25 protein-coding genes are annotated in these 25,336 nt (G+C 41.3%); 5 read left to right on the top strand and 20 right to left on the bottom strand.

All coding sequences use genetic code 11. From position 1 onward, the window contains the following. Positions 1-111 precede the first annotated feature (111 nt). Positions 112-1,029, bottom strand: a complete 918-nt coding sequence (locus BC751_RS18210) for a hypothetical protein (RefSeq protein WP_130276876.1) — start codon at positions 1,027-1,029, stop codon at positions 112-114. Between the two features lie 44 nt (positions 1,030-1,073). Between BC751_RS18210 and BC751_RS18205 the strand changes: the two genes are divergently transcribed. Next, positions 1,074-1,655 carry a class I SAM-dependent methyltransferase gene (locus BC751_RS18205; RefSeq protein ID WP_130276875.1) on the top strand — a complete coding sequence of 194 codons (582 nt, stop codon included), beginning with the start codon at positions 1,074-1,076 and terminating at the stop codon, positions 1,653-1,655. On the opposite strand, the gene BC751_RS18200 is transcribed toward BC751_RS18205, so the two are convergent. Both BC751_RS18200 and apaG read right to left on the bottom strand, forming a co-directional pair. Continuing rightward, positions 1,652-2,434, bottom strand: a complete 783-nt coding sequence (locus BC751_RS18200) for a class I SAM-dependent methyltransferase (protein ID WP_242617528.1) — start codon at positions 2,432-2,434, stop codon at positions 1,652-1,654. The two genes, BC751_RS18205 and BC751_RS18200, sit on opposite strands and share 4 nt — an antisense overlap. A gap of 1 nt (position 2,435) precedes the next feature. Beyond that, positions 2,436-2,822, bottom strand: a complete 387-nt coding sequence (apaG, locus tag BC751_RS18195) for a Co2+/Mg2+ efflux protein ApaG (RefSeq protein ID WP_130276873.1) — start codon at positions 2,820-2,822, stop codon at positions 2,436-2,438. 75 nt (positions 2,823-2,897) lie between these two features. On the opposite strand from apaG, the gene ung reads away from it, so the two are divergent. After that, positions 2,898-3,560, top strand: coding sequence for a uracil-DNA glycosylase (ung, locus tag BC751_RS18190; protein ID WP_130276872.1), 663 nt, complete (start codon positions 2,898-2,900; stop codon positions 3,558-3,560). A gap of 37 nt (positions 3,561-3,597) precedes the next feature. On the opposite strand, the gene lepB is transcribed toward ung, so the two are convergent. The 12 genes from lepB to BC751_RS18130 all read right to left on the bottom strand — a co-directional run bounded on the left by lepB (position 3,598) and on the right by BC751_RS18130 (position 14,885). Next, the gene (gene lepB, locus BC751_RS18185; protein WP_130276871.1) at positions 3,598-4,674 is read right to left on the bottom strand and encodes a signal peptidase I; all 1,077 of its coding nucleotides are present in this window, start codon (positions 4,672-4,674) and stop codon (positions 3,598-3,600) included. A 14-nt stretch (positions 4,675-4,688) separates the two neighbouring features. Beyond that, positions 4,689-5,411, bottom strand: a complete 723-nt coding sequence (gene dapB, locus BC751_RS18180) for a 4-hydroxy-tetrahydrodipicolinate reductase (RefSeq protein ID WP_130276870.1) — start codon at positions 5,409-5,411, stop codon at positions 4,689-4,691. 1 nt (position 5,412) lies between these two features. Beyond that, positions 5,413-5,976, bottom strand: coding sequence for a DUF5683 domain-containing protein (locus BC751_RS18175; protein ID WP_242617527.1), 564 nt, complete (start codon positions 5,974-5,976; stop codon positions 5,413-5,415). Between the two features lie 40 nt (positions 5,977-6,016). Continuing rightward, complete coding sequence (locus BC751_RS18170; RefSeq protein ID WP_130276869.1) at positions 6,017-6,934, bottom strand: ParB/RepB/Spo0J family partition protein; 918 nt, start codon at positions 6,932-6,934, stop codon at positions 6,017-6,019. Between the two features lie 10 nt (positions 6,935-6,944). Next, the gene (locus tag BC751_RS18165; RefSeq protein WP_130276868.1) at positions 6,945-7,724 is read right to left on the bottom strand and encodes a ParA family protein; all 780 of its coding nucleotides are present in this window, start codon (positions 7,722-7,724) and stop codon (positions 6,945-6,947) included. 8 nt (positions 7,725-7,732) lie between these two features. After that, positions 7,733-8,416, bottom strand: a complete 684-nt coding sequence (locus tag BC751_RS18160; RefSeq protein ID WP_207226915.1) for a metal-dependent hydrolase — start codon at positions 8,414-8,416, stop codon at positions 7,733-7,735. Between the two features lie 201 nt (positions 8,417-8,617). After that, positions 8,618-10,426: a membrane protein insertase YidC gene (gene yidC, locus BC751_RS18155; protein ID WP_130276867.1), complete on the bottom strand. Its 1,809-nt coding sequence runs from the start codon at positions 10,424-10,426 to the stop codon at positions 8,618-8,620. Between the two features lie 103 nt (positions 10,427-10,529). Then, positions 10,530-12,149, bottom strand: a complete 1,620-nt coding sequence (locus BC751_RS18150; RefSeq protein ID WP_130276866.1) for a CTP synthase — start codon at positions 12,147-12,149, stop codon at positions 10,530-10,532. Positions 12,150-12,319: 170 nt separating this feature from the next. Continuing rightward, positions 12,320-12,535 carry a PH domain-containing protein gene (locus BC751_RS18145; protein WP_130277637.1) on the bottom strand — a complete coding sequence of 72 codons (216 nt, stop codon included), beginning with the start codon at positions 12,533-12,535 and terminating at the stop codon, positions 12,320-12,322. Next, positions 12,531-13,829: a D-alanyl-D-alanine carboxypeptidase gene (locus tag BC751_RS18140; protein ID WP_130276865.1), complete on the bottom strand. Its 1,299-nt coding sequence runs from the start codon at positions 13,827-13,829 to the stop codon at positions 12,531-12,533. Before BC751_RS18140 ends, BC751_RS18145 begins: the two co-directional genes overlap by 5 nt. Further along, complete coding sequence (locus BC751_RS18135; protein WP_130276864.1) at positions 13,826-14,209, bottom strand: DUF423 domain-containing protein; 384 nt, start codon at positions 14,207-14,209, stop codon at positions 13,826-13,828. The genes BC751_RS18140 and BC751_RS18135 overlap by 4 nt, the downstream gene beginning before the upstream one ends. 1 nt (position 14,210) lies before the next feature. Beyond that, positions 14,211-14,885, bottom strand: a complete 675-nt coding sequence (locus BC751_RS18130; RefSeq protein WP_130276863.1) for a YggS family pyridoxal phosphate-dependent enzyme — start codon at positions 14,883-14,885, stop codon at positions 14,211-14,213. A gap of 47 nt (positions 14,886-14,932) precedes the next feature. Here BC751_RS18130 and BC751_RS18125 point away from each other — a divergent pair, with 47 nt between their 5' ends. The 3 genes from BC751_RS18125 (at position 14,933) to purL (ending at position 20,902) form a co-directional block, all read left to right on the top strand. Beyond that, a complete protein-coding gene (locus BC751_RS18125) occupies positions 14,933-16,483 on the top strand; it encodes a GH3 family acyl-acid amido synthetase (protein WP_130277636.1) in 1,551 nt (516 codons plus the stop codon). Then, positions 16,480-17,103, top strand: coding sequence for a LysE family translocator (locus BC751_RS18120; RefSeq protein WP_130276862.1), 624 nt, complete (start codon positions 16,480-16,482; stop codon positions 17,101-17,103). Before BC751_RS18125 ends, BC751_RS18120 begins: the two co-directional genes overlap by 4 nt. Before the next feature lie 118 nt (positions 17,104-17,221). Continuing rightward, positions 17,222-20,902: a phosphoribosylformylglycinamidine synthase gene (purL, locus tag BC751_RS18115; RefSeq protein WP_130277635.1), complete on the top strand. Its 3,681-nt coding sequence runs from the start codon at positions 17,222-17,224 to the stop codon at positions 20,900-20,902. Positions 20,903-21,086: 184 nt separating this feature from the next. On the opposite strand, the gene BC751_RS18110 is transcribed toward purL, so the two are convergent. The 5 genes from BC751_RS18110 to truB form a co-directional block, all read right to left on the bottom strand. Beyond that, positions 21,087-22,160 (bottom strand): CaiB/BaiF CoA transferase family protein, encoded by a 1,074-nt coding sequence (locus BC751_RS18110; protein WP_130276861.1) that lies wholly within the window; start codon positions 22,158-22,160, stop codon positions 21,087-21,089. A gap of 53 nt (positions 22,161-22,213) precedes the next feature. Beyond that, positions 22,214-22,873 (bottom strand): CoA transferase subunit B, encoded by a 660-nt coding sequence (locus BC751_RS18105; RefSeq protein ID WP_130276860.1) that lies wholly within the window; start codon positions 22,871-22,873, stop codon positions 22,214-22,216. 130 nt (positions 22,874-23,003) lie between these two features. Beyond that, positions 23,004-23,708 (bottom strand): CoA transferase subunit A, encoded by a 705-nt coding sequence (locus tag BC751_RS18100; protein WP_130276859.1) that lies wholly within the window; start codon positions 23,706-23,708, stop codon positions 23,004-23,006. 25 nt (positions 23,709-23,733) lie between these two features. Then, a complete protein-coding gene (locus BC751_RS18095) occupies positions 23,734-24,663 on the bottom strand; it encodes a bifunctional riboflavin kinase/FAD synthetase (protein ID WP_130276858.1) in 930 nt (309 codons plus the stop codon). Then, a complete protein-coding gene (truB, locus tag BC751_RS18090; protein WP_130276857.1) occupies positions 24,650-25,336 on the bottom strand; it encodes a tRNA pseudouridine(55) synthase TruB in 687 nt (228 codons plus the stop codon). The genes BC751_RS18095 and truB overlap by 14 nt, the downstream gene beginning before the upstream one ends.

Genomic DNA, 25,336 nt, shown 5'->3' with positions numbered 1-25,336 from the left:
ACAGAGCGCAAAAGTAGAATAAATCCCCTTATTTTCCAAGTGGACATAAAAAAAAGAGGGGATGATCATCTTCACCGGTCAGCCCCCCCCCCTTTTTTTTCTTTTTAAATCTTATTTTACCTCAAATGTTTTATTGCCGATTTGATGACCTTCTGCAAAAATTCTTACTTCATAGATGCCAGGTGCATACCTGCTTCCTTTTTCGTAATAATAGGTCAAGGTCTGTTTGGTGTTGTTGAAGTAAATATCCTGATGTACTGTATAGAATTCTTCTCTGCCATCAATGGTAAATGTTCCGCTTCCTTTCGCCACATCAAATATGGGCTGGTTATTAGGAGCGATTACCTGCACATAGACATCTTTATTTCCATGCTCTGCTACTTTGTTGTCAGCCAAGTTAAAAGAAATTTTTAGTTTCTCTATTTGGCGGTTTCTAAAACCGTCTTCCCGCTCTCTTCCCCTTGAATTTACAGCGGCTATATTGATGTTTTCCGCCCTTAAAACTGCAGCAATATTGACTTTTTCCTGTAATTCCTGCTGTTTCTGATTCAATTTGACTACCTCATCTTCAATCTGGGCTTGCGTGCTTTTCAAGCTTTGGTTTTCCGTGACAAGCTGTTGATTTACCTCCCGGAGCTGAAGAATCTCTGCGTCTTTTTCCTGGAGTGTCCTTGCATAATTATCAATTCTACGATTGAGTGCCGCTATTTCTTCGGCAGAACGTTTTCTATCTGAATTCCTTTCAGCTATCAATTGCTCCTTCATTTCTTCCAGGGCCTTGACATCCCCTCCCAATTTTTCAATTTCCTGAATTCTAAGGTCCAATTGAAAGGTCATGGAATCAAGTCTTCTGTTGAGATCATTGTTTTCTTCTGACAGGATAAGGATTTCTTCAGATTTTTTTGTCTTATCTCTGTAATCAGCGTAGAGCTTGATACCGCTGATAATGACCAAAATCACCAAAACGATAATCAATATGTTCTTACCGTTTTCACTTTTTTTTGGTTTGTCTTGGAGGTTGGTTTCCATTGTATTTTCCTTGTATTTTTGTCTACTTATTAAATTTGAATGACATGTTTTTAGATGAAGCTTACTGGACCAACCGATATAATGAAAAATCTACCGGCTGGGACATAGGATCACCTTCAACACCCCTAAAGCAATATTTAGACCAAATTTCCAATAAAGATCTAAAGATTTTAATTCCGGGAGCAGGAAACGCCTATGAAGCCGTCTATGCCTTTGGTATGGGCTTTGAAAAAGTTCATATTCTTGATTTCTCTCCTGTTCCTATTGCTCAATTTAAGAAATCTTGTCCTGATTTTCCAGTTTCCAATATTTTTCTTGAAAACTTCTTTTCACATGAAGGAAAATATGATCTAATTCTGGAACAAACCTTCTTCTGCGCCCTGGATCCCCAATTGAGAAAGGATTATGTCCGGAAAATGCATGATCTTTTACTTCCAGGAGGGAAACTTACAGGGGTGATGTTTGCAAGGGAGTTTGCCCATGAAGGACCTCCTTTTGGGGGCAGTAAGGAAGAATATAGCCAATATTTTATGCCTGAGTTTGAAATATTGAAATTGGAACCATGTTACAACTCCATTCCCCCAAGACAGGGCAGTGAATTGTTTGTGCAGCTAAGGAAAAATTAAACATCCAGGATAAAATGGGATTTTTGAATGCCTTTTTTGAAAATCAGGATTCCGCACTCAAAGAAATCAATGCTTAAAGAGACCTGTTCTGTTTGACAGATCTTATTCCATGCCTTGTACATTTCATTGGACCAGTGGATATCTGCGACCGCCACGATGCTTTCCTCATGGAGATAGGGTAGCAGGGTTTGAAAATACCCAAAAGTCCCCTCAAAATTATGAGTTGCATCGATAAGTGCGAAATCAACTTTCCGGATTTTCTGAACTATTGGGGCGAGGGTTTCTTTTATGTTTCCTTGGACATAAATTGGTTTTTCGGCCCCGGGACCTTCTTTTGCTTTGTGAATAAGGCTTTCTGCTCCCTCAAAAGTAAAGAGTTCACCTTTGGTTACTCTTGAAAGGTATAAGGTGTTTATCCCTGTACAAGTACCCAACTCTAAAACCTTCAAGCCAGGAGTTTGAAGGCAAAAATATTGATAGATTTGACTGAATTTTCTCCCGGTAGTACTATATCGGGTTACATCTTTGGTCTTCCGAAATTGACTTTTTTTTAGCTTTTTCGAACCCTCTCCAAAATCTTCAATTACTAAGATGTCACTGTCTTTGAGAAGTTTTTTTCTCCAATCTTCGAGGTCCAGATCATTTGAACTGGAGTTTTTAAGGTATTTTAATAAGCCATTATAAAGATCTGAAATGTATGGCCCCTGAAGAGAAAATCTATCCTCCTTCAATAGCCAATACCGAATAGATTCGGAAATAGGGTAGAGGTATTTTTTCAAATCAATTGTCAAAAATGTCGGAGATTAATTGGAATTCAGGAATCCGAACTTCAATCAATTTGCCGTCAAAAAGTTTTTCCATGATGTATACCCCCCTCATTTTGCCCAAACCGGACTTAAGGTTACAACCAGAAACATATTCATGAGAAGCACCGGGTTCAAGAACTGGCTGTAGTCCAACCACTCCATCCCCTTCTACGAATTTTGTATTGTCCCCTGCATCAACAATTTCCCATCTCCGGCGCATCAATTGTATGGTATGACTGCTGTTGTTTTCTATCTTTACCTTGTAAGTGAAAACATAATGGTGCTGATGGGGACTTGAAAATTCTGCCTGATAGGTAGTCTCAACACTTACTCTTATACCTTCTGTAATGGCGGTGACCATAGTTCAATTCAAGGAGTTAATCAAAAACTTAAAGTTAGAATTTTAAATCTTTATTAACAACGTAATAGAGTCAAAATGGATGTCAAAATTGAGGAAAGCTGGAAAGAAAGACTGGAAGAAGAGTTCAAAAAGCCTTATTTCGATAAATTGGCTGAATTTATAAGAAGTGAATACCAAAACAATCAAATCTTTCCCAAGGGAAAGGAAATTTTCAATGCCTTTAACCATTGTAGTTTTGAAAAAACGAAGGTGGTCATATTGGGTCAAGACCCCTACCACGGACCGGGCCAGGCGCATGGACTTTCTTTCTCAGTGAGGGAAGGCGTCCCTTTTCCACCCAGCCTTTTGAACATTTTTAAGGAACTCAACAGGGATTTAGGGCTGTCCATTCCTTCTAATGGTGACCTTTCCCGGTGGGCTGATCAAGGGGTTTTGTTACTCAATGCTACCCTGACGGTCAGGGCACATCAGGCAGGATCACATCAAAATCAAGGATGGGAGATTTTTACGGATGCGGTGATCCGTAAAATTGCCCTTGAAAAAGAAAACGTGGTTTTTATGCTTTGGGGAGCCTATGCACAAAAGAAGGCTGCATTTATTTCGGATGATAAGCATCTCAAACTTCACGCTCCACATCCATCGCCGCTTTCTGCACACCGTGGATTTTTGGGATGTGGTCATTTTTCGAAAACTAATGCTTATCTGAAAGAAAAGGGATTAGCAGCGATCAATTGGTAAAAAAAAAATGCCCCACATAAATCTGTGAGGCGTTTTTTTATTTAATACCCTTGAAGAACCTGTTCCAACGGATTTTGCTGAACATGGATTTGTGCTTATCCAAAGACAGCCACAAGAACCAGGCTTTTCCTACAATATGGTCTTCGGGAACAAATCCCCAATACCTGGAATCCAATGAATCATGACGGTTATCTCCCATCATAAAGTAATAATCCTGCTTGAAGGTATATGTTTCCACTTTTTGGCCGTCAATGTAGAGTTGGTTATCCCTGACTTCCACATTTTTATGCCCCTCAAATTTTTCAATGGTATAAGAGTATTTTGCAATATTTTCGGTGTCCATTGTAATGGTCCATCCTTTGGCAGGGACTTTTAAAGGACCAAAATTATCTTTATTCCAACCAAAATAAGCGCCATCAGGAAAAATCTTTGGATCTCCCATTCCTTCTCTCTCCATACGAATGGTTACATTGCCAATAGCTGGTGATTTACGCAATCTTTCTGCAGTTTCTTCCGTGGTCATTACAAGATAACCGGAACCATTTGTGAAAGACATAAAGCCTTCCGGACTGATGCCATAATCACTGAAAAAATCAGCACTGAGGTTCCTGCTGGTCATTACATCATAGGAAAATTGTAACCCTTCCGGTTTATAGGCAGGCTCTCCATTGATAAATACGTTGGTCAGTGCTATTTCAATCTCGTCTCCAGGAATGGCCACTGCTCTTTTGATGTAATTGGTTTTGAGGTCAACCGGATATTCAAATTCCGAGGGAAAATTAAAAACGACAACATCGTTTCTTTTAACGGAAGAGAAGCCCGGTAACCTGAAATAAGGGAGTTGGATCCAATCAACATAGGAATTGGTCTCTGTGCCCCATATTTTTTGATGCGTCAAAGGAATCTGAAGAGGAGTCCTTGGGATTCGGGTTCCATAATGCATTTTGCTCACAAAGAGAAAGTCTCCTACTAGAAGGGATTTTTCCATTGAAGCTGTAGGAATAGTAAATGGTTCCAATAGTAGCCATCGGATCAGAGAAGCTGCAATGACTGCGAATACCAAAGCATCAAGCCATTCTCTTGCGGCTGATTTTTTCTTTTTTACTTCTTTCATTTCACTCAAAAATTTTAGAAAGATAGGAAATCATCCATTGATAATACACCTTTTTTGTCTTTAATCCATTCAGCCACCAAAACTGCGCCAAGTGCAAATCCTTTGCGGCTATGGGCAGTATGACTGATTTCAATATCATCTATTTCAGATTGATAGCGTATAATGTGTGTGCCCGGGGCAGGGTCGATCCGTTTTGATGTAATGATCACATCATGTTCATTAGCGGTCGGGTCGCCGGACAGTTTCCAACCGGTATAATGTGGATTTTGTTGTATGATCCCTTCTGCCAAGGTAATGGCTGTTCCACTAGGAGCGTCTTTTTTCTCGGTATGGTGGATTTCTTCCATGCTGACTTTATAGTCGGATTGATCTTTCATCAAGGAAGCCAGAAATTTGTTCACTTTAAAAAAAACATTGACCCCTATGCTGTAATTGGAAGCATAGAAGAATGCCGTTTCTTTTTCCAATGCCAAAGCGGCAATGGCAGGTTTTTTATCAAGCCAACCTGTAGTACCTGAAACTACAGGTATGCCTCTATTTATGGCCCAACTTATATTTTCGACTGCTGCATCCGGTTGACTGAATTCGATTGCCACATCAATATTTTCAGGATTTAAGCCATCCAATTCTTCTCTATTGTCAATGTTGATTTTGGCAATGATATGGTGACCTCTGGACTCGGCGATTTCTCCGATTATTTTTCCCATTTTGCCATATCCCAATAATAGTATATTCATATCAGAAGTTTATTTTCATAGATAATCCAAATAAGGTTCCCCCTGCTGTTAAGGTTTCAATATTTGGTTCAAACCGAAAGCTTAAATCATCACTGACATCAAAGGTTGACAGATGGGCGTCCACCTGTGCATCGATGATGTTGAGTGCATAGATACCGATGAATAAGAAATAATTCAAATCTCTGTTCCTTCGCCAAAAGTTGACCTGTCTCACTAACCCATCCCTGTTTAGATTGGGAAAATTGTTAGGTTCCTGCCTATCAAATTGAAATAGGGCCTCCTTTAAAGCTTGATATCTGCGGTTATTGAAATCGATAAAATAAATATTAGTAGCAAATCCGCCATAGAGTATAGGCACTTTCCAAGCTTTGCCGTTATACACTTGTCCTGCGCCTGGAATTATGGCTGATAGTATGGTTGCTTTTTTCGGATCTTTATAACCTTCCGGCCTTAGGTTGATGGATAGAGTATCTGCTTTTATTTGTTGGGCTATGCCATCCAAGGGATGCAAAACCAATAAAACAAAAACAGCAATGAAACCTTTCAGTATCATTGCCCTTTTCATATTGTAAGTTTTTGGATGGTCAACTGCCGTAATCAAGGCTTTATATTATGTCCAAGATTTCAAGAATTCGGTTCAGGTCATCAGCAGATTGGAAAGGGATTTTGATTTCTCCTTTATTTTTTCCGTCTGCTTTAAGTTGTACCTTGGTTCCGAAATGGGAGGCCAACCTTTGTTGGATTTTGCCGATTTCGTACTTTTTGACAGGATCTAATCCCTGGGTTTTAGATGCAAGTTTTTCTTCAGGTTCGCTGTTCAAGGCTTTTACTAGGGCTTCTACTTTACGGACACTGAGTTCTTCTGCAATGGTTCTTTTATAAATAGCCAGCTGTTTGTCAATATCTTCAACATTGATAATTGCCCGGGCATGCCCCATGGAAATCAGGTTATCCCGTAATCCTGCCTGAATATCCGGTGGCAATTTCAATAGGCGCAGGTAATTGTTAACAGTAGTTCTGTTTTTGCCAACCCTTTCGCCAAGTTCTTCTTGTTTGAGGTTACATTCTGTCAATAACCTTTGATAAGAATGGGCGATTTCTAGAGAGTTAAGGTTTTCCCGCTGAATATTTTCGATCAATGCCATTTCCAGCATCTGCTGATCATTGGCGGTCCTTACATAGGCAGGCACTTTTTCCAAACCTGCCATTTTGGAAGCCTGGAACCTCCTTTCGCCAGAGATCAATTGATACTCCCCATCAGCGAGTTTTCTTACTGTAATAGGCTGTATAATACCCTGAACTTTTATGGATTCGGACAGTTCCTGTAAAGCTTCTTTGTCAAAATGCGTTCTTGGCTGATAGGGGTTTACCTGGATCTCTGACAAAGGTATCTCATAGATGCCTACTACGGGTGCAGCAGGTGCTTCATCTTGGTTTTTTCCTTTCTGCGGAGAATCCTGAAGTAAGGCTCCCAATCCTCTTCCGAGTGCATTTTTTTTAACTATAGGTTTTTTGTCCGCCATAATCAATATATCAGTTTACTCTCTCCATCCCGTTTTTGGTGGCAATTTCATTGGCTAGATTGAGGTAAGCCATGGCTCCTTTTCCCTCCGCATCAAACGCGATAACAGGAAGCCCAAAACTTGGTGATTCACTCAATTTGACATTTCTTGGAATAATCGTTTCAAATACCAGGTTTTTGAAATGCATTTTGACTTCATCTACGACTTGGTTGCTGAGTCTTAACCTGACATCATACATGGTAAGCAAGATGCCTTCAATCTCAAGATTTGGGTTCAGCCTCGTTTGAATGATCTTAATCGTATTGAGTAATTTTCCCAAGCCTTCCAAAGCAAAATATTCACACTGCACCGGTATGATTACTGAATCCGCTGCCGTTAATGCATTGATTGTGATTAGACCCAAAGACGGAGAACAATCAATTATCACAAAGTCATACTTATCCTTCACCTTTGAGATTACCCCTCTCATTTTTTCTTCCCTGTTTTCCAGGTTAATCATTTCCACTTCTGCACCGACTAAGTCTATGTGCGATGGGACAAGGTCTAGATTGTCGATTTCTGTTTTTAAGATGATTGATTCGATATCTGTACCATCCACCATGCACTCATAAATACTGGTGTCAATATTCTTGGGGTCATGCCCCAATCCTGATGTGGTGTTGGCCTGAGGATCAGCATCAATGACCAATGTTTTAAATTCTAAAACAGCCAAACTGGCAGCCAAATTCATCGCGGTAGTGGTTTTTCCGACTCCACCTTTTTGGTTCGCAATGGCAATAACTTTTCCCATTTTTTTATTTATAGGGTGATTGAATCTCCAATATTAAGTAAAATCAATTCTTTTCCTGCCCTCCCAGCAGCTTTTTTTGCCGCTTCGAGATCGATCTCTATATATGGAAAAGTATCGTAGTGCATGGCTATGATTTTTTTTGTTCCTACAAAATCAGCCGCTTTGATGGCATCATCAATGCCCATGGTAAAATTGTCACCGATCGGAAGAAAAGCAAAATCAATCTTGAACTCCTCCCCAATAAGTTTCATGTCATAAGTAAGTGCCGTATCACCGGCATAGTAGAAACAGCCTTTTTCATGCTGCACCACAAAGCCACCAGGATTACCACCTGGACTTCCATCAGGAAGTGTACTGCTGTGCACTGCGTTTACATACTTGACTTTTCCAAAATCAAAAACTTTTTTGCCTCCATGGTTCATAGGATGGTATTTTTCCACTCCTTTCTGAGCAAACCATACGGCTATTTCATAATTTGAAACCAATATCGCATCTGAGGCCTTTGTTATTTTCTCAGCATCCGCAACATGGTCTTCATGTCCATGACTAAGCAATACATAATCCGCTTTGATCTTATGGATATCAATATGGGTGGCCTTTCCATTGGGGCTAATAAATGGGTCAAACAATATTTTTTTATCTCCAATTTTCACCAAAAAGGTAGAATGTCCGTAGTAAGTTATATCGATCATGTTGCTTTCGGTCTTTTGGTTTTCTCAGCTTACAAATATAGGATTTATATCCAGTCCAAAAACGAAATATTTTCCACATTGTCTTGTGGATATTTTTAAAGAATTGATTTTTACCACTGTATACTCCATCGGTCAGTTTGAAATATCAATCGATAAATAAAAAAAAGCTGTCCTAATTTAGAGGACAGCTTCGTTCAATTTTTAATCTTTTTTCTTTTTGTTGGCTTCCGCAGCTTTCATGGCTTCTTCCAACTTTTGCTGAAACTTGGATTTCTTTTTGTTGACATTCTTCTTTCTGTACTCCTCAATTTTCTCCCTGATTTTTGCATCATCAACAAACATCTTGATCAAGGCTTGCTGACCGAATGTGACCATGTTGGACACAAAATAGTAGAAGCTCAATGCCGCAGGGAAAGAGTTTAGGACAAACATGAAAATAACAGGCATAATGTAACCCAGGTTTTTCATAGGCCCAGTCTGAGCAGTCAACTGATTGTTGAAATGGGTATAGGCTATTTGCGATATTGTCATCAACAAAGTAAATAAACTGACATGTGCCCCATAGAAAGGAATGGTAAAGGGAAGTCTTACTATGGCATCATAGGTAGAAAGGTCATGTGCCCATAAGAATGATTCCTGTCTCAATTCTATAGAATTGGGGAAGAAGAAGAACATGGCAAAGAGGAATGGCATTTGCAGCAACATCGGCAAGCAACCAGAAATAGGGCTTACTCCCAATTGTCCGAAAAGTTTCATTTGCTCTTGCTGCATTTTGGCGGGATCATTACCGAATTTTTCTTTCAATTCATCAATTTCAGGTTTGATTACCCTCATTTTGGCCATGCCAATGTAGGACTTATAGGTCAAGGGGAATAGTGCAAGCTTGATGATCAAAACAATCAGGATAATGATGACACCATAATTGCTGAAATATTTCTCCAAAAACTGGAACAAATTGACGATAATGTATTTGTTTACCCAGCTTACAAAGAAATAACCCATGTCCACGTTATGCTCAAATCCCGGGGTGACTTTTTTCAGGATATTGTAATTGTTCGGTCCAAAGAAATAAGTTAATTCTGCCCTTCCATTATCCAAAGGCAAAAGCATACTTGCTTTCATGTTTTTGATAGAAAGGGTATCGGAAGGCGTTTCCTGTTTCAGACTGACATTGTTGAATTGACTACCTGCAATAATAGCAGAGGTGAAGAATCTTTGACTGAAACTTACCCACTTGACAGGTTCTTTTATGTCTGCTTCATCAGAAGAGGAGGTTAGGCTTAGGTCGTCATGGGATCCAGCAGTTGTGAAAAAATTGATATTTGTTTTTCTCCTAGACTCCTCTATGTCCTGTTCCTGCCTTTGAAGGCGGTCATCCCACAATATTTGAACTTGATTTTCCTTTAGGGTATTTCCCAGTCCGGAAAACTCAAGGTTCTTCTCCAGGGTATATTGGCCTTCCCTCAATTCATAGGTTCTGGTAATTCTGGCATTTCCGGCTTGAGCTGTAAATGTCAAAATGTTGGACTTTATTCCTTCAGTTTCTGAACTGGAGAGGGTGGGGTTGAAGAAAAGCTGGTTGAGGCTTAAAGGTCCTTTGTCTGTTTGGATGGAATAGTCAATGTCGGAACTGTTTTCATCTAAAATCACCAATGGCCTCTGGTCCCAGGTTTTAAAATCTTTGAGCTCTACCCGGGAAATTTCTGCTCCTTTGGTTGAAAAAGTAACTATCATTTTATCATTTTCCAATGTGACAGTTTCTTCTGTTCCCCTGGTCATGGGCGCAAAAATTCCAAATTGCCGTTGGGCAATGATATCCTGTATGCTGTCAGGTTCCGCTGCAAACTGGATCAGCAGGTCTCCGCCTGTCTCTGTTTCTTCAGTTTGGGAAGGTACAGTCGTTTGTTGGTTTTCTTCCCTGACCGGTTCCGGTGTTGTCGCAAAGAAAATCGAATACACCAGCAATACTACTGCGAAAAGGATTAATCCTGTCGCTTGGTTTCTATCCATACTTTTTACTTTAATAGTCCTTCAAAAACCAAAGGTAACTTAAAGCAATTAAGGTCTACCTTTCTTGTCTTTGAGTTACCTTTCGGTGAAGAGGGCCGAAATATTACTTTATTTTTTTGTTTTCCAATGTTGCCGAAATAAACCTCACAAATAATGGGTGGGGATTCAATACGGTACTTTTATATTCTGGATGGAATTGAACGCCTACAAACCAAGGATGTTCTTTGATTTCCATGATTTCAACCAGTTTGGTATCGGGGTTTATTCCTGTGGCCAGCATTCCTTTTTCTTCAAATTGAGCAAGAAAATGGTTGTTGAACTCATACCTATGTCTGTGTCTTTCATGAATTTTTTGTTTCCCATAGGCCTGAAAAGCTTTACTACCTTTTTTCAATTCGCAAGGATAGGAACCCAACCTCATCGTACCGCCCATCAATTCCAGGTTTTTTTGCTCTTCCATCAAAGCTATGACAGGATAAGGGGTGTAAGTATCCATTTCCGTACTGTTTGCATCGATGAGCCCCAGTACATTCCTGGCATATTCAATTACCGCTACCTGCATACCCAAACAAATTCCAAAGAAGGGAATGTTGTTTTCGCGGGCAAATTTAACAGTTTCTATCTTACCTTCAAGTCCTCTTTCTCCAAAGCCGGGAGCCACCAGGATTCCATCCATGTTATCCAGCTTTTTAGTGATATTATCAGCATTGATTTCTTCTGAAGAAATCAGGTGCAGATGCACTTTGCATTCAACAGCTGCGCCCGCGTGCACAAAGGACTCAATGATAGATTTATAGGCATCCGGTAAGGACACGTATTTTCCGACCAGCGCAATATTGGTCTCCTGGGTCGGGTTTTTGAGTCTTCCCAGGAAGTCTTTCCATTGATCGAGTTCAGCCTTGTTTTTTGTAGTGAGTTTCAGTTTTGACATCACCCGCTCATCCAGTTTTTCCTTTTTCATCAAAAGGGGAACATCGTAGATGGTTTCTGCATCCATCGCTTCAATCACACAATTCAGCTCTACGTTACAGAATAGCGAAAGTTTCTTTTTCACTTCCAATGGAAGAGGGTGCTCAGTCCTGCAGACCAATATATCTGGCTGTATACCTGCTTCAAGCAATTGTTTGACGGAATGCTGGGTAGGTTTTGTTTTTAGCTCCTTGGCAGCAGCCAGATAGGGGATCAGGGTTAGGTGGATGACCAAAAAATTGTTAGCACCGATTTCCCATTTAGCCTGTCTCACGGCTTCAATAAATGGCAAAGATTCTATATCACCGACACATCCTCCAATTTCTGTGATGATGACATCATATTTTTCATCTTCTCCCAGTTTGAAAAAATTCCTTTTGATTTCATCCGTGATGTGGGGAATTACCTGAACGGTTTTTCCAAGAAATTCTCCCTTCCTCTCTTTGGTGATGACATTATTATAAATTCTTCCTGTAGTCACATTGTTTGCCTGGGAAGTAGGGGTGTTCAGGAAGCGCTCATAATGTCCCAAATCCAAGTCGGTCTCTGCCCCATCCTCAGTCACATAGCACTCTCCATGCTCATAAGGATTAAGGGTACCCGGGTCGATGTTCAGGTAAGGGTCAAATTTTTGAATGGTCACACTGAATCCCCGGGCCTGAAGTAACTTGGCCAATGAGGCTGCAATGATTCCCTTTCCAAGAGAGGAGGTAACCCCTCCGGTAATAAAGATGTATTTGGTGGATGAAGCCATAAGAATGGTAGGAAATTTTTGTTTGAATTCTTATGGGATTCAAAGGTACGCTAAATATTTGATTTGAGAGTTTAAATCGGAAAGGAAATTTTGATGGAGAAGTTGCCCGATTCTTTAAATGAATTTTAAATCGGGCAATATTGGAGTTAGCTCACACTGGATGGTTGAACTTATTTTAAAACATGATAAGCCAGTAGCTGCTGTACCTCATAGACATTAACTGGTTTGTTAAACTGTTTTTTTATGCTTGGATGTACCTCACTTGAAATCCAGATTTTCAATTCCGCATCCAGATCAAAAGTCCCGGCAGTTTCCACACTGAATTTTGAGATACTTTTGTAAGAAACCGACAGGTATTCGGTTTTGCTTCCTGTACAAGGATTAATAGTTGGCTTTTATGTATTTCAGGACCTTTTCCATTTCCCTTCTGATCTCGGAAGCCTTGTTCAAATAATTATTGTTCATAAAAGAAAAAGCATATACTTTTCCGGAATCGGTACGAAGTAATCCAACCAAGGAATGATTGTTGCTGATTGTACCTGTTTTGGCAAAAACATAAGGCCTTGGTGCAGCATAATTGTTTTTCAAGGTTCCATTTACCCCTCCCTGCGGCAACAATTGCATGAGTTGAGCCCTTGGCATGAGTTGATCCAATTTGACCATTAAGGTTACCATGCTTCTTGGTGTAACCAAATTATGCCTTGATAGTCCAGAGCCATCTACCCATTGAGGCTTATCCGGAAAATCTGCCATGTGATTTTTCTTAATGAAATCAATGGCCCTTTCACTATTGAGTTCCCCAAACAAAGCATCCGATACCATCAAGAGCAGCTGTTCAGCGACAAAATTATCGCTTTCCTGCAATACCTCCTTCCATAATGGGGCAAGAAGTCCTCCTTTATAAACTTTTGCATCTGCAGGAGCTTTCTCTCTTACCAAAGTCACCGGTTTACCAAGACTTTCCTCCATTAATTTTAATTTGACCTCTGGGATGGTGATAAAAGGCATTGTTGAAAATTGGTTGACATAGAGTGAAGGATTATAATAAAAGGTGTTGGAATTGAAATCCCTTTGAACACCTCTTATTTCCCTGTCGCTTCTTGCTACCATGGACCTAAACAGCGGAATGTCCGGAACAGGAGTTTTGTTCGTATTGGTGAAGGTTACAATGTTTCCATAAACAGGAAAAGCAGACCTTTCAGGGGAATAGGCAAAGTAATAATCATCCCACTGCCATCCATAACCAAAAGGGGTGTCTTTCCAATTTTCCAGAGAAAAGTTGATTTTTTTATAGGGCCTGAAGAATTCCTGCAATTTGGGTTGAGGCAGGGGCTTGTATTTCCATGAAGGATCGCCGGATCCCCAAATGGTGATCTGATCTCCATTTTTGACATATCTAAATGTCCGGGTGCTATCTTTTAAAATCAAAACAGAGGCATAGAAGGTCAACAGCTTAGTGGTTGAGGCGGGTATGAAGTTCATGTGGCTGTTTTTTTCGAACATCACCCATTGGCTGTCCAGGTCATAAAGCATGAATCCGGTAAGGTGGTTATCGAAAAAGGAATTCTCTCCCAAAAGCTCATTTAAGCCTTCATATTTCCTTCTTGCATCATCTTCCTGAGAAAATCCGGGAAGAAATAATAGCCAAAAAAAGATGATGCCTATAACCCTCAACTTCATGCTTTATCGTTTTTTGCTGCCAAAATAATAAGAAGCCAGCCCATTATGAAGGCCACTCCGCCAAAGGGGGTAATTGCCCCAAGCCAAGTAATGCCTGACAAAGAGAGGACATAAAGAGAACCGGAAAAAACCAAAATACCAATCAAAAAAGACCACATAGCAGGTTTTAACCATTTTCTTTCAGGTTGTAGGCTATGCCAGATTCCTACAACTAACATGGCCAAAGCATGGTAAAAATGGTATTTTACTCCCGTTTCAAAAGTTTCGATTCTGCCATGGGATTCTAAAATTCCCTGCAGGCCATGGGCACCAAAAGCGCCAATACCTACTGCCAAAGCACCCAGCAGCCCGGCAACTTGAATAAAAGCCATTTTCTCCATTTCAATTGTAATTTCTCTCTCCAAAAATAGCTGTACCGATTCTGACCATTGTACTACCTTCTTCTTGGGCAATCAGATAATCCCCACTCATGCCCATAGATAGTTCTTTCATTTCCACATTTTCAGGCAAATTCCTGGCCTTAAGTCTTTCAAACAAGCGCTTTAAGCCTGCAAATTCGTTACGGATCTGATCTTCATTGTCGGTGAATGTAGCCATACCCATCAGCCCAATGATTTTAATGTTTTTCAAGTCCTTAAGTTCTTCTGACTCGATAAGCAACATCAATTCTTCTTCCGAAAACCCAAACTTTGATTCTTCTTCTGCGATGTGCACTTGCAGTAGACAGGAAATGATACGGTTGTTTTTCTCGGCTTGTTTGTCTATTTCCTGTAATAATTTTATGGAATCTACTCCATGGATCAAATAGACAAAAGGCGCGATGTATTTTACCTTGTTCCTTTGAAGGTGACCGATCATGTGCCAGCGGATATCCTTGGGGAGTTGGGGAGCTTTTTCAGTAAGCTCCTGTACCTTATTTTCGCCAAAATCCCTGACTCCTAATTCATAGGCCTCTTTAATGGCGGATACAGGATGTGTTTTGCTAACGGCAATCAACAGGCAATTTGGGTTGATGAATGTATTTTTTATGGAAAGAAGGTTTTCTTTTAAAGGCATTCTTTAAATTTGGTTTGTCAGAATTCAAAATTCAGTTAAGCAAAGATATGGCGATATTAGGTACATTACTAAAAAAAGGCATCAGATTAAGAGAATCACTTGAGCAGGAATACAGTAATCCGGCCGAACTCCAAAAGCAGGAATTGAAGAAACTGTTGATCCAGGCTAAAGATACCGAATTTGGTAAGAAATACCGTTTTGATTTGATATTGAAGGAATTCAAGAAGCAAAATAAGGATTTTTACAGGGCCTTTTCCTCCATGGTTCCAACATACAACTATGAAAAAATTTACAATGAATGGTGGTACAGGCTCAAAGCAGGGGAGAAGAACATCACATGGCCGGGGGCTATCCGATATTTTGCACTGACCTCCGGTACTTCAGGGGCTTCATCCAAATACATTCCCATTACCCAGGACATGGTGAAAGCCATAAGAAAAACCGGTGTCAGGCAAATTTTGTCCCTTTCAAAATACGATTTGCCCGACTCACTTTTTACCAAAGGCATTCTGATGCTGGGAGGGAGTACTGATCTGGATTTCAATGGTACTTATTTTTCTGGTGACCTTTCTGGCATTACTGCCGGCAGGCTTCCTGTTTGGTTCCAGCAGTTTTATAAACCCGGAAAGAAAATTTCCAAAAACAGGGATTGGGGAGAAAAAATCGAGCAGATCGTGGAAATGGCGCCTAAGTGGGATATTGGAATCATTGTAGGTGTACCGGCATGGCTGCAGATCTTGTTAGAAAAGATCATCGAACGGTACAAGGTCAAGACCATCCATGATATCTGGCCCAATTTGCACATTTTTGTCCATGGAGGGGTATCTTTTGAGCCTTATAAAAAAGGATTTGAGCAACTTCTGGAAAGGCCCTTGATTTATATGGAAACTTACCTGGCCTCTGAGGGCTTCCTGGCTTTTCAGGCATTGCCCAATAGAAGGACCATGCGGCTTGTATTGAACAACGGTATTTTTTATGAATTTGTCCCCTTCAATGAGGATAATTTTGATGAAAATGGAGAACTGAAACCTGAGGCCCAAATCTACAAAATAGATGAAATCAAGGAAGGTGAAGATTATGCTATCCTGATAAGTACTTGCGCAGGTGCCTGGCGTTATCTAATAGGCGATGTTATACGCTTTGAATCCAAAGCTGAAAATGAAATCCTGATCACAGGAAGGACGAAGCATTTTCTGAGTCTTTGCGGGGAACATTTGTCTATGGACAATATGAACAGGGCCATTGAACTGGTATCGGAGGAAATGAATTTGAATATCAGGGAATTTACCGTATTAGGTTTGCCGGATGGAACGCTCTTCAGACATCAATGGTTTGTAGGGACGGATGACAAAGTAGATCCAGATAAACTGATGGAAAGGATAGATGCCCACCTCAAGGACCTGAATGATGATTACATCACAGAGAGGAAGCATGCCTTGAAAAGGGTATCCTGTACAGTCATTTCTCCCAAGCTTTTTTATGATTGGATGCGAGAACAGGGAAAAGAGGGAGGACAGAATAAATTTCCGAGGGTGTTGAAAGGTGAAAAAATGGATCAATGGCTAGATTTTCTTAAATCCCACAAAGTAAGCCTATGATGCATGCATTAATAGAAGGTATCTACATGGGCCTTTTGCTTTCAGCCATGATAGGCCCTGTTTTTTTTACCTTGATCCAAAGCAGTCTGGAAAATGGGTTTAAATATGCCGCAGCACTTGCTTTGGGCATTTTTTTGAGTGATTTGCTTTATGTGGTCATTACTTATTTTGGGGTTAGTTTTTTGGCAGAATTTCCTGATTTTGAATGGTATCTTGCTGTATTTGGTGGTATTGTATTGGTAGGATTCGGAATTTCCAATTTTTTCAAAAAAGGAATGGACAGACCTTCCACCGGAGGTATTCCTGTTCTTAGGGCAAAGAAAAGAACTGCTTTTATTAAAGGCTTCAGCATTAACGGAATCAATCCTTTTGTGTTGTTATTTTGGATTTCAATAGCCGGACTGCTTGCCGTAAACAATGAGTTTGATAGCATGGATGTGGGTATTTACTATCTAGGTATCCTTTTGACTGTGTTTTCGATTGATTTAGTCAAAGCATTTGTGGCAAAAAAGCTAAAAAACCTGATCACAGCCAAAGTAATGACGGTACTCAATAAGGTGGTAGGGACAGCACTTATACTTTACGGGTTTAGGCTTTTTTGGTTTGCGAATACTTTGTGAAAAATATTGAGAAGGGATAATTCTGACAAAGGAGCCTTTTCTTGTTGTGGCATGCTTTCAAACTATCCTGCAAATGTCTACCTTTGTGACTTCTAAAAAAGGCTTCAACAAACAGCACATGATCCTCTTTTTCCAATCCCCCCAAAGCCTGGTATATGCAGTTCAGGCAAAACACCCATTGAACCAACAGGACATTGACAAGCTTATCTGGCTTTTTGGCCAGTCCCAGTTACTATCTTCCGAAAAAGTAGTGGGAAAATTTGCCGGTCCAAGAAAAGAAATGATTACCCCTTGGTCTACCAATGCGGTGGAAATTACCCTGAATATGGGGATACAGGGAATCCAGAGGATAGAGGAATATTATCCTCTCGCTGCAGGACAGAAGATAGACCCTATGTTGCAGAAGGTATATGAGGGATTGGATCAGGATATTTTTGATATCCACCTGCAGCCGGAACCTATAATTCCTGTGACCAATATCAGAGAATATAATCAAAAAGAAGGGCTGGCGCTTTCGGATGAAGAAATCGACTATCTTGAAGGTGTAAGCAAGCAGTTGGGAAGGCCATTGACAGATTCTGAAGTGTTTGGTTTCAGTCAAGTGAATTCTGAACATTGCCGACACAAAATTTTCAATGGCACATTTATTATCAATGGGGAGGAGAAGGAAAAAACACTTTTTCAGCTGATCAAAGAAACATCTAAAAGACACCCCAATAAAATCGTTTCAGCCTACAAAGACAATGTAGCTTTTATTGATGGTCCAAAAGCCCAACAATTCGCTCCCAAAACACAGGACAAACCTGATTTTTTTGAACCTGAAACCATTGATACGGTAATATCCCTAAAAGCCGAAACTCACAATTTCCCCACCACAGTGGAGCCATTTAACGGAGCTGCTACAGGTTCAGGTGGTGAAATCAGGGACAGATTGGCCGGGGGGACAGCGTCTATACCATTGGCAGGAACTGCTGTATATATGACCTCTTATCCCAGGTCAGAAGCTGGCCGGAGCTGGGAGAAAAACCTGACAGAAAGGAAATGGTTGTACCAAACACCTATGGATATCCTGATAAAAGCTTCCAATGGGGCAAGTGATTTTGGGAACAAATTTGGTCAACCCCTGATCTGTGGTTCAGTTCTCACTTTTGAGCATGAGGAAGGGGGTAAAACCCATGGATTCGACAAGGTGATCATGTTGGCCGGAGGTGTTGGTTTTACAAGAAAGGAATATGCCAAGAAACATGAACCGGGCAAAGGTGACAAAATCATTGTCATGGGGGGAGACAATTACCGCATTGGTATGGGCGGTGGGGCTGTTTCTTCCGTAGCAACCGGAGAATTCAGTAACGCCATTGAATTGAATGCCATTCAGCGCTCCAACCCGGAAATGCAGAAAAGGGTTTCCAATGTGATCAGGGCCATGGCTGAAAGCCACGATAATCCAATTATCTCTATCCATGATCATGGAGCGGGGGGACATTTGAACTGTCTTTCAGAATTAGTTGAAAGTACCGGAGGGACCATTCATTTAGACAAATTGCCTGTAGGTGACCCGACCCTTTCTGCCAAAGAAATTATCGGGAATGAGTCTCAGGAAAGAATGGGCCTGGTTGTAAAGGAAAAAGATGTTGCAACTTTACAGCGCATCGCTGAAAGAGAAAGAGCGCCTTTCTATGTGGTGGGGGAAACCACGGGCGACATGCATTTCAAGTTCGAAAACCAACAGACCGGAGAAAAGCCCGTAGATTGGGACCTGGCCTACATGTTTGGAAGTTCTCCCAAAACAATTTTGGAGGATACAACCCAAGATAACGTTTTTGCAGAACCTGAATATTCCCCTGAACAATTGAAATCCTATATCGAGGATGTACTTCAATTGGAAGCCGTGGCTTGCAAAGATTGGTTGACCAATAAAGTGGACCGTTCAGTAACGGGACGTGTAGCAAAGCAACAAACCGTGGGTGAAATCCAAGTTCCCCTGAATAATGTGGCCGTGATGGCTCTTGATTTTACAGGTCAGAAAGGTATAGCAACGTCAATTGGGCATGCTCCAATTGCTGCACTTGCCAACCCAGAAGCTGGTTCAAGGTTGGCAATAGCGGAGGCTTTGACAAACCTGGTTTGGGCGCCAATTACCGATGGATTAGCAGGAGTGTCTTTAAGTGCCAATTGGATGTGGCCAGCTAAAAATCCCGGAGAAAACGATAGGCTATACAGGGCAGTTCAGGCAATTTCAGATTTTGCGATAGCGCTGGGTATCAATGTTCCTACTGGAAAAGATTCACTTTCCATGACACAGAAGTATCCAGATGGAAAAACAGTGTATTCTCCTGGTACTGTTATTATCTCTACAGTCGCAGAATGTGCTGCACCGGTCATGACAATTTCTCCAGACCTGAAGCCGGTACCGGGGAGCAAGGTCTATTATATTGATTTTTCCAAGGACAGTGCAAAACTGGGAGGTTCCAGTTTGGCACAGGTTCTGAATACCGTGGGGAATGAAACCCCTGATGTGAAGGACAGCCAATACTTCAGTACTGCCTTTATGGTGATTCAGAAGTTGATTGAAAAGGGTGAGATTTTAGCAGGGCATGATATTTCCTCGGGTGGAATGATTACCGCTTTATTGGAAATGTGTTTCCCTTCCAACCAAATAGGTTTGAAAGTTAAACTTGACCGTTTGGGAGAAAGAGATTTGGTAAAAGCTCTCTTTGCAGAAAATCCAGGTGTACTGATTCAAGTGAAGAACATGGAAAGGACAAGAGCGGTTCTTGAGAATTATGGGATAGCCTACACTTCCATAGCTGATGTTACTTTGGATGGCCATGTTGACTTGACGGGAACCAATCTCAATCTGGATGTTGCTGAAATGAGGGATATATGGTTCAGGTCTTCCTATTTGCTTGATAGAAAGCAAAGCGGTGAGGAACTGGCCTTAGACAGGTTCAATAATTATAAACTACAGCCTTTGCAATATCAGTTTGGTATGAACTGGCAAGGTACTTTGGATGCTTTTGGCCTGAACCCATACAGGAGAACAGCCTCAGGTAAAAGGGCAGCCATTATCCGTGAAAAAGGAGTGAATGGGGATAGAGAGATGGCCTATTCTCTTTGGTTGGCCGGATTTGATGTGAAAGATGTGCATATGACTGATCTGATTTCAGGAAGGGAAAATCTGGAAGATGTGCAGATGATTGTTTTTGTGGGTGGTTTCTCCAATTCTGACGTCTTGGGCTCTGCAAAGGGATGGGCAGGTGCCTTCCTTTACAACGAAAAGGCCAAGCAGGCCTTGGATAATTTCTATGCCAGAAAAGATACCCTGAGTTTGGGGGTTTGTAATGGCTGCCAATTGATGGTGGAATTGGGCCTGGTTGCATCTGAGCACGACGAACGTCCTAAAATGCTGCACAATGCCAGCCATAAATTTGAATCCGCATTTGTCAATGTAAGCATACCGGAAAACAACACGGTGATGTTAAAGAGCCTTGCAGGTCAACGTTTGGGGGTATGGATTGCGCATGGGGAAGGAAAATTCCATTTGCCAAAGCCAAAAGAAGCCTATCATATTGGTATGACCTATTCCTATACTGCCTATCCTGGCAATCCTAATGGGTCTGATTATGCAGTAGCCGGAATTGCCTCTGCTGATGGAAGGCATTTGGCTATTATGCCCCATATTGAACGGTCCATTAAGCCTTGGAATTGGCCATATTATCCATCAGAAAGACAGGGTGATGAAATTACCCCTTGGGTGGAGGCGTTTGTGAATGCTTATAAGTGGGTGAGTGAGAGGTAGCAGGGGCGAGATGTGAATAGCAAGAGGCAAGGATTTCGGAAGGGTAAAGTCCGGTTTCGGAAGGGGATAATGGATTTAGAAAAAATACGGAAGAGTTAATGAATTAAGCGTTTCATTAAGGATTTTTTGTCCAGAGCTTTCAGCTCTGGACTTTACTTAATTGGCCTTTTGTGGGATTGACGGATCAATCTCCGGTAATGTTAAAAGCCACAGTCCTGACCCTTTTGGTAATTATGCCTTCCATTTCCTGTTCCAAAATCAATTTCTTAGCCTGATCTTCTTCAAATACTGCTTGTAGGTCCTTGATCTGGCCAAAAGGGATATGTTGCTCCAACATCATACCTGCCCATTCCGCTATAGGTTTTTTTAAAAACTGCTCTTTGAATTTGATAGCTAATTCAGATCTATGCTTTACCCTACCGGCATTGGTAATGAATCTTAAATCTGATTTTAATTCCTGCATTTTCAGTATCCCACACAACCTGTAAAACTGCTGATCACTTCCAATCGCCAATACTATCCATTCGCCGTCCTTGCATTGAAATGTTTCGCCATATGGAGCAATGTTGGGATGCAATGACCCTGTCCTTTGTGGGATCTGCTTGTTCATTAGCCAATTAGAGGCCTGATTGGTCAAGGAAGCAATCGCTGAATCGTAAAGGGAAACCGTTACCTTTCGCCCTTTTCCATCTACTGATCTTTGTAACAAAGCGCATAAGATACCTTCTTTAAGTTGATGGGCTGTGAGTATATCAATCATTGCCAAGGGCATCTTTAGGGGAGGGGAGTCCGGTTCGCCATTCATGGACATATAGCCTGTCTCTGCCTGCAATACCACATCATAGGCTACCCTTGGATCATTTTCACTGAAACCAACGATTTCACCATATACCAATGATGGATTGACCTGAAGTAAGGATTCAAAATCTAACTCGAGCCTAAGCGCATCTCCAGGCTTGAAATTGACCAAAACGACATCCGCCTTTTTGATCAGGGATAAAATTTCCCGATGGTCCGAATCATCACTTAAGTTCCTTAATATGGAAGTTTTTCCATAATTGGCTGATGCATAATAGGCAGAAAGGCTTTGTTCAGGATTTTCCCCGGATAGTTTCCAGCTGCGGGTCACATCTCCTCCTGTTTTGCTGTTTTCGACTTTGAGCACTTCTGCGCCCAACTCTGCAAAAAATGTCCCAACCAATGGACCAGCCAGTACACTGGATAGTTCGATGACCTTGAGGTTGTTGAAAATATTCATTTTGCAAGGATCAAAAAAATCCCCTCTTTTTACCAAAGAGAGGATTTTGTGTATCAATCAAATTTCATTTCAGGGATTTCACCTTCTACTATCAGCCTTCCTTCAGTTTTGGATTGGATTTCCTCTACACTGATGCCAGGTGCCCTTTCCAGTAGTTTAAAACCACCCTCAGGCATCACTTCCAGTACGGCAAGGTCGGTTACAATTTTCTTGACGCAGCGTATTCCTGTAATTGGAAGGCTACATTTTTTTAAAAGCTTGGATTGACCATCTTTGCTGCAATGCTGCATGGCCACAATGATGTTTTCGGCAGATGCTACCAAATCCATAGCACCTCCCATTCCTTTTACCATTTTTCCTGGTATTTTCCAGTTGGCAATGTCTCCATTTTCTGAAACTTCCATGGCTCCTAAAATAGTTAACTGCACATGTCCGCCCCGTATCATGGCAAAGGATTCCGCCGAACTGAAAAGTGCTGAGCCTTTGACCATGGTGATGGTCTGCTTTCCGGCATTGATCAGGTCTGGATCAATCTGATCTTCTGTAGGAAAAGGACCTATCCCCAATAAACCGTTCTCTGACTGAAGTACGACATTGATGTTCTCAGGGATGTAATTGGCTACTAAAGTTGGAATGCCAATCCCCAAGTTGATATATTGTCCGTTTTTTACCTCTTTGGCTATTCTTTGGGCTATTTGGTTCTTGCTAAGCATGGTTTTGGGTTATATTCTATTAAAGAAATGTTTTAAGTACTTTTTGGATTTTTGAGGTTCCACTATCGAAATCAAAATTGGCACCTCCGAAATCCATCCTGATTCTTGCCAGTTGTTGATTGCTTCTCCTCTAACCTTTTGCTTGGCTTACAGTTCTCTGTTCAATTCGCTTTTCATAATTCACCCCCTGGAAAATTCTTTGCACGTAGATTCCAGGCGTGTGGATTTGGTTAGGGTCCAACTCTCCGGCTGGCACTAATTTTTCAACTTCTGCAATGGTGATTTTGCCCGCAGCAGCCATCATCGGGTTGAAATTTCTTGCAGTGCCTTTATAAATGAGGTTTCCGGCGGTATCCCCTTTCCAGGCTTTTACGAGAGCAAAGTCGGCTTTCAGCCATCTTTCCATCAAATAAAGTTTCCCATCAAACTCTCTAACTTCTTTTCCCTCAGCTACCTCTGTTCCCACGCCTGCAGGGGTAAAGAATGCCGGAATACCGGCACCACCTGCTCTGACTCTTTCAGCAAGGGTTCCTTGTGGAATTAATTCCACTTCCAATTCCCCCGATAACAACTGGCGTTCAAATTCTGCATTTTCACCCACATAAGAGGAGATCATTTTTTTGACCATGCGCTTTTTGAGCATCAGTCCGATTCCGAAATCGTCCACGCCTGCATTGTTGGAAATACAGGTAAGGCCATCAATCTCTTTTTTAAGGAGTGCAGAGATGCAGTTTTCCGGAATACCACAAAGCCCAAATCCACCCAGCATCAATACCGCACCGGATGGGATATCGTTGATTGCTTCCTCAGCATTTGCAACAGTTTTATTGATCATATAAAGTTATATTTTGGGTTGATTTTTAAGATTGCAGGATATGGAGTGCATCAGCTTTGTCTTTTCGGAGTTGCTGCTGTAAGGCCTCTAATCCTGAGAATTTAATTTCTGGCCGTAGATAGGCTTTTAAGCGCACACAGATCCTTTTGTCATAGAGATCCCCTTCGAAATCAAAGAGGTGGACTTCAATAGTCTGGCTATTTCCATTTACGGTAGGGCGCATGCCTATGTTAAGCATGCCCTTGTATTCCTCTCCTTCCATATTGGCCATCACGGCATAGGCTCCATCACAGGGAATCAATTTGTAATCGTGTGGAATATGGATATTGGCCGTGGGAAAACCTATGGACCTTCCAAGTTGCTGTCCTTTGATGATGATCCCGTTTAATTCGTACTCCCTACCCAAATATTCATTGGCAACTTGGACGTTTCCTTCCTCTAGTGCTTTTCTGATTTTGGTGCTAGAGACCCCCACATTGTCCACATCCTCCCTGGAAATCTCCTCCAAATCAAATCCATATTGATCAATATGTTCTTTGAGGTAATCAAAGCCACCTTCTCTGTTTTTTCCGAACCGGTGGTCATAACCGATGACTAATTTACGGGTTTTGATGGTTTGGATAAGGATTTGTTGGATGAATTCTTCTGAACTTAGTTCGGAGAATTCTTTTGTAAAGGGAATGGTCAACAAATGATCTATGCCAAATTCCCTTAAGAGTTTGGCCTTTTCTTCGAAAGTACTTAGTAGTCTGAGGTTATGTTCATTGGGATATAATACGAGTCTGGGATGTGGCCAAAATGTAATGAGGACAGTTTCCCCGCCAATTTCATCTGCCAAACTGCGGATTCTTTTAAGGATTTTTTGATGGCCCAAATGAACTCCGTCAAAAGTTCCGCTCGTGACTACCGGATTTTTGACCGGTCCAAAATGTTCTGTTCCCTCATAGATTTTCATGGGGTCTCTCTTTGATTTCTTTGATCAATTCTTCCATTTCCTGAGCCTCTTCCAGCTTAAATTCCCCTATCCTGGTCCGGCAAAGGGAGGACATATACGCACCCACACCCAAAATGTCTCCTAAATCCCTGGCCAAACTTCGGATATAGGTTCCTTTGGAACAAACAATTCTAAAGTGAACATCCGGATTTTTAAATTCGGTGATCTCAAAAACAGAAACTGTAACAGGTCTTGCTTCTAACTTTACTTCCTTACCTTTTCTGGCTGCTTTGTAGACCCTTTTGCCATCTACTTTGATAGCAGAATGTGTGGGGGGTACCTGCATGATATCTCCGGTGAGTTGGGCAGCTGCAGCTTTTACCTCCTCCACAGTAAGGTGGAACGTATCAGCTACCTTCACCACCTCCCTTTCTAAATCAAAGCTTTCTGTAGTTTTCCCAAGGACAAAGGTACCGGTATATTCCTTTTCTTGCCCCATATAAGTCTCAATAGACTTGGTTTTTTTGCCTGCACAGACAATCAATAGCCCCGTTGCCAAAGGGTCCAAGGTACCGGCATGTCCGACCTTTTTGATTTTAAGGGTATTTCTGATTTTTTTGACTACGTCAAAAGAAGTCCATTCATAGGGCTTATTGACCAAAAATACCTCTCCGTAGGGTTCTTTTTCTTGCAT

Origin of the sequence: Cecembia calidifontis, from assembly GCF_004216715.1 — a bacterium.
In the GTDB taxonomy this organism is placed as follows: domain Bacteria; phylum Bacteroidota; class Bacteroidia; order Cytophagales; family Cyclobacteriaceae; genus Cecembia_A; species Cecembia_A calidifontis.
The sequence above is the reverse complement of the archived record's forward strand: the minus strand, read 5'-3'. Positions and strand labels throughout refer to the sequence as shown.

Bases quoted from the DNA above. Each gene is read 5' to 3' on its own strand.
- BC751_RS18140 (WP_130276865.1), bottom strand. From the start codon at position 13,829: ATGAAGTTGAGGGTTATAGGCATCATCTTTTTTTGGCTATTATTTCTT.
- BC751_RS18100 (WP_130276859.1), bottom strand. From the start codon at position 23,708: ATGATCAATAAAACTGTTGCAAATGCTGAGGAAGCAATCAACGATATC.
- BC751_RS18110 (WP_130276861.1), bottom strand. From the start codon at position 22,160: ATGAATATTTTCAACAACCTCAAGGTCATCGAACTATCCAGTGTACTG.
- truB (WP_130276857.1), bottom strand. From the start codon at position 25,336: ATGCAAGAAAAAGAACCCTACGGAGAGGTATTTTTGGTCAATAAGCCC.
- lepB (WP_130276871.1), bottom strand. From the start codon at position 4,674: ATGAAAGAAGTAAAAAAGAAAAAATCAGCCGCAAGAGAATGGCTTGAT.
- yidC (WP_130276867.1), bottom strand. From the start codon at position 10,426: ATGGATAGAAACCAAGCGACAGGATTAATCCTTTTCGCAGTAGTATTG.
- BC751_RS18170 (WP_130276869.1), bottom strand. From the start codon at position 6,934: ATGGCGGACAAAAAACCTATAGTTAAAAAAAATGCACTCGGAAGAGGA.
- BC751_RS18120 (WP_130276862.1), top strand. From the start codon at position 16,480: ATGATGCATGCATTAATAGAAGGTATCTACATGGGCCTTTTGCTTTCA.
- BC751_RS18105 (WP_130276860.1), bottom strand. From the start codon at position 22,873: ATGCTTAGCAAGAACCAAATAGCCCAAAGAATAGCCAAAGAGGTAAAA.
- BC751_RS18095 (WP_130276858.1), bottom strand. From the start codon at position 24,663: ATGAAAATCTATGAGGGAACAGAACATTTTGGACCGGTCAAAAATCCG.
- BC751_RS18165 (WP_130276868.1), bottom strand. From the start codon at position 7,724: ATGGGAAAAGTTATTGCCATTGCGAACCAAAAAGGTGGAGTCGGAAAA.
- BC751_RS18210 (WP_130276876.1), bottom strand. From the start codon at position 1,029: ATGGAAACCAACCTCCAAGACAAACCAAAAAAAAGTGAAAACGGTAAG.
- BC751_RS18125 (WP_130277636.1), top strand. From the start codon at position 14,933: ATGGCGATATTAGGTACATTACTAAAAAAAGGCATCAGATTAAGAGAA.
- BC751_RS18205 (WP_130276875.1), top strand. From the start codon at position 1,074: ATGTTTTTAGATGAAGCTTACTGGACCAACCGATATAATGAAAAATCT.
- BC751_RS18160 (WP_207226915.1), bottom strand. From the start codon at position 8,416: ATGATCGATATAACTTACTACGGACATTCTACCTTTTTGGTGAAAATT.
- BC751_RS18175 (WP_242617527.1), bottom strand. From the start codon at position 5,976: ATGAAAAGGGCAATGATACTGAAAGGTTTCATTGCTGTTTTTGTTTTA.
- BC751_RS18130 (WP_130276863.1), bottom strand. From the start codon at position 14,885: ATGCCTTTAAAAGAAAACCTTCTTTCCATAAAAAATACATTCATCAAC.
- ung (WP_130276872.1), top strand. From the start codon at position 2,898: ATGGATGTCAAAATTGAGGAAAGCTGGAAAGAAAGACTGGAAGAAGAG.
- dapB (WP_130276870.1), bottom strand. From the start codon at position 5,411: ATGAATATACTATTATTGGGATATGGCAAAATGGGAAAAATAATCGGA.
- BC751_RS18135 (WP_130276864.1), bottom strand. From the start codon at position 14,209: ATGGAGAAAATGGCTTTTATTCAAGTTGCCGGGCTGCTGGGTGCTTTG.
- purL (WP_130277635.1), top strand. From the start codon at position 17,222: ATGATCCTCTTTTTCCAATCCCCCCAAAGCCTGGTATATGCAGTTCAG.
- BC751_RS18150 (WP_130276866.1), bottom strand. From the start codon at position 12,149: ATGGCTTCATCCACCAAATACATCTTTATTACCGGAGGGGTTACCTCC.
- apaG (WP_130276873.1), bottom strand. From the start codon at position 2,822: ATGGTCACCGCCATTACAGAAGGTATAAGAGTAAGTGTTGAGACTACC.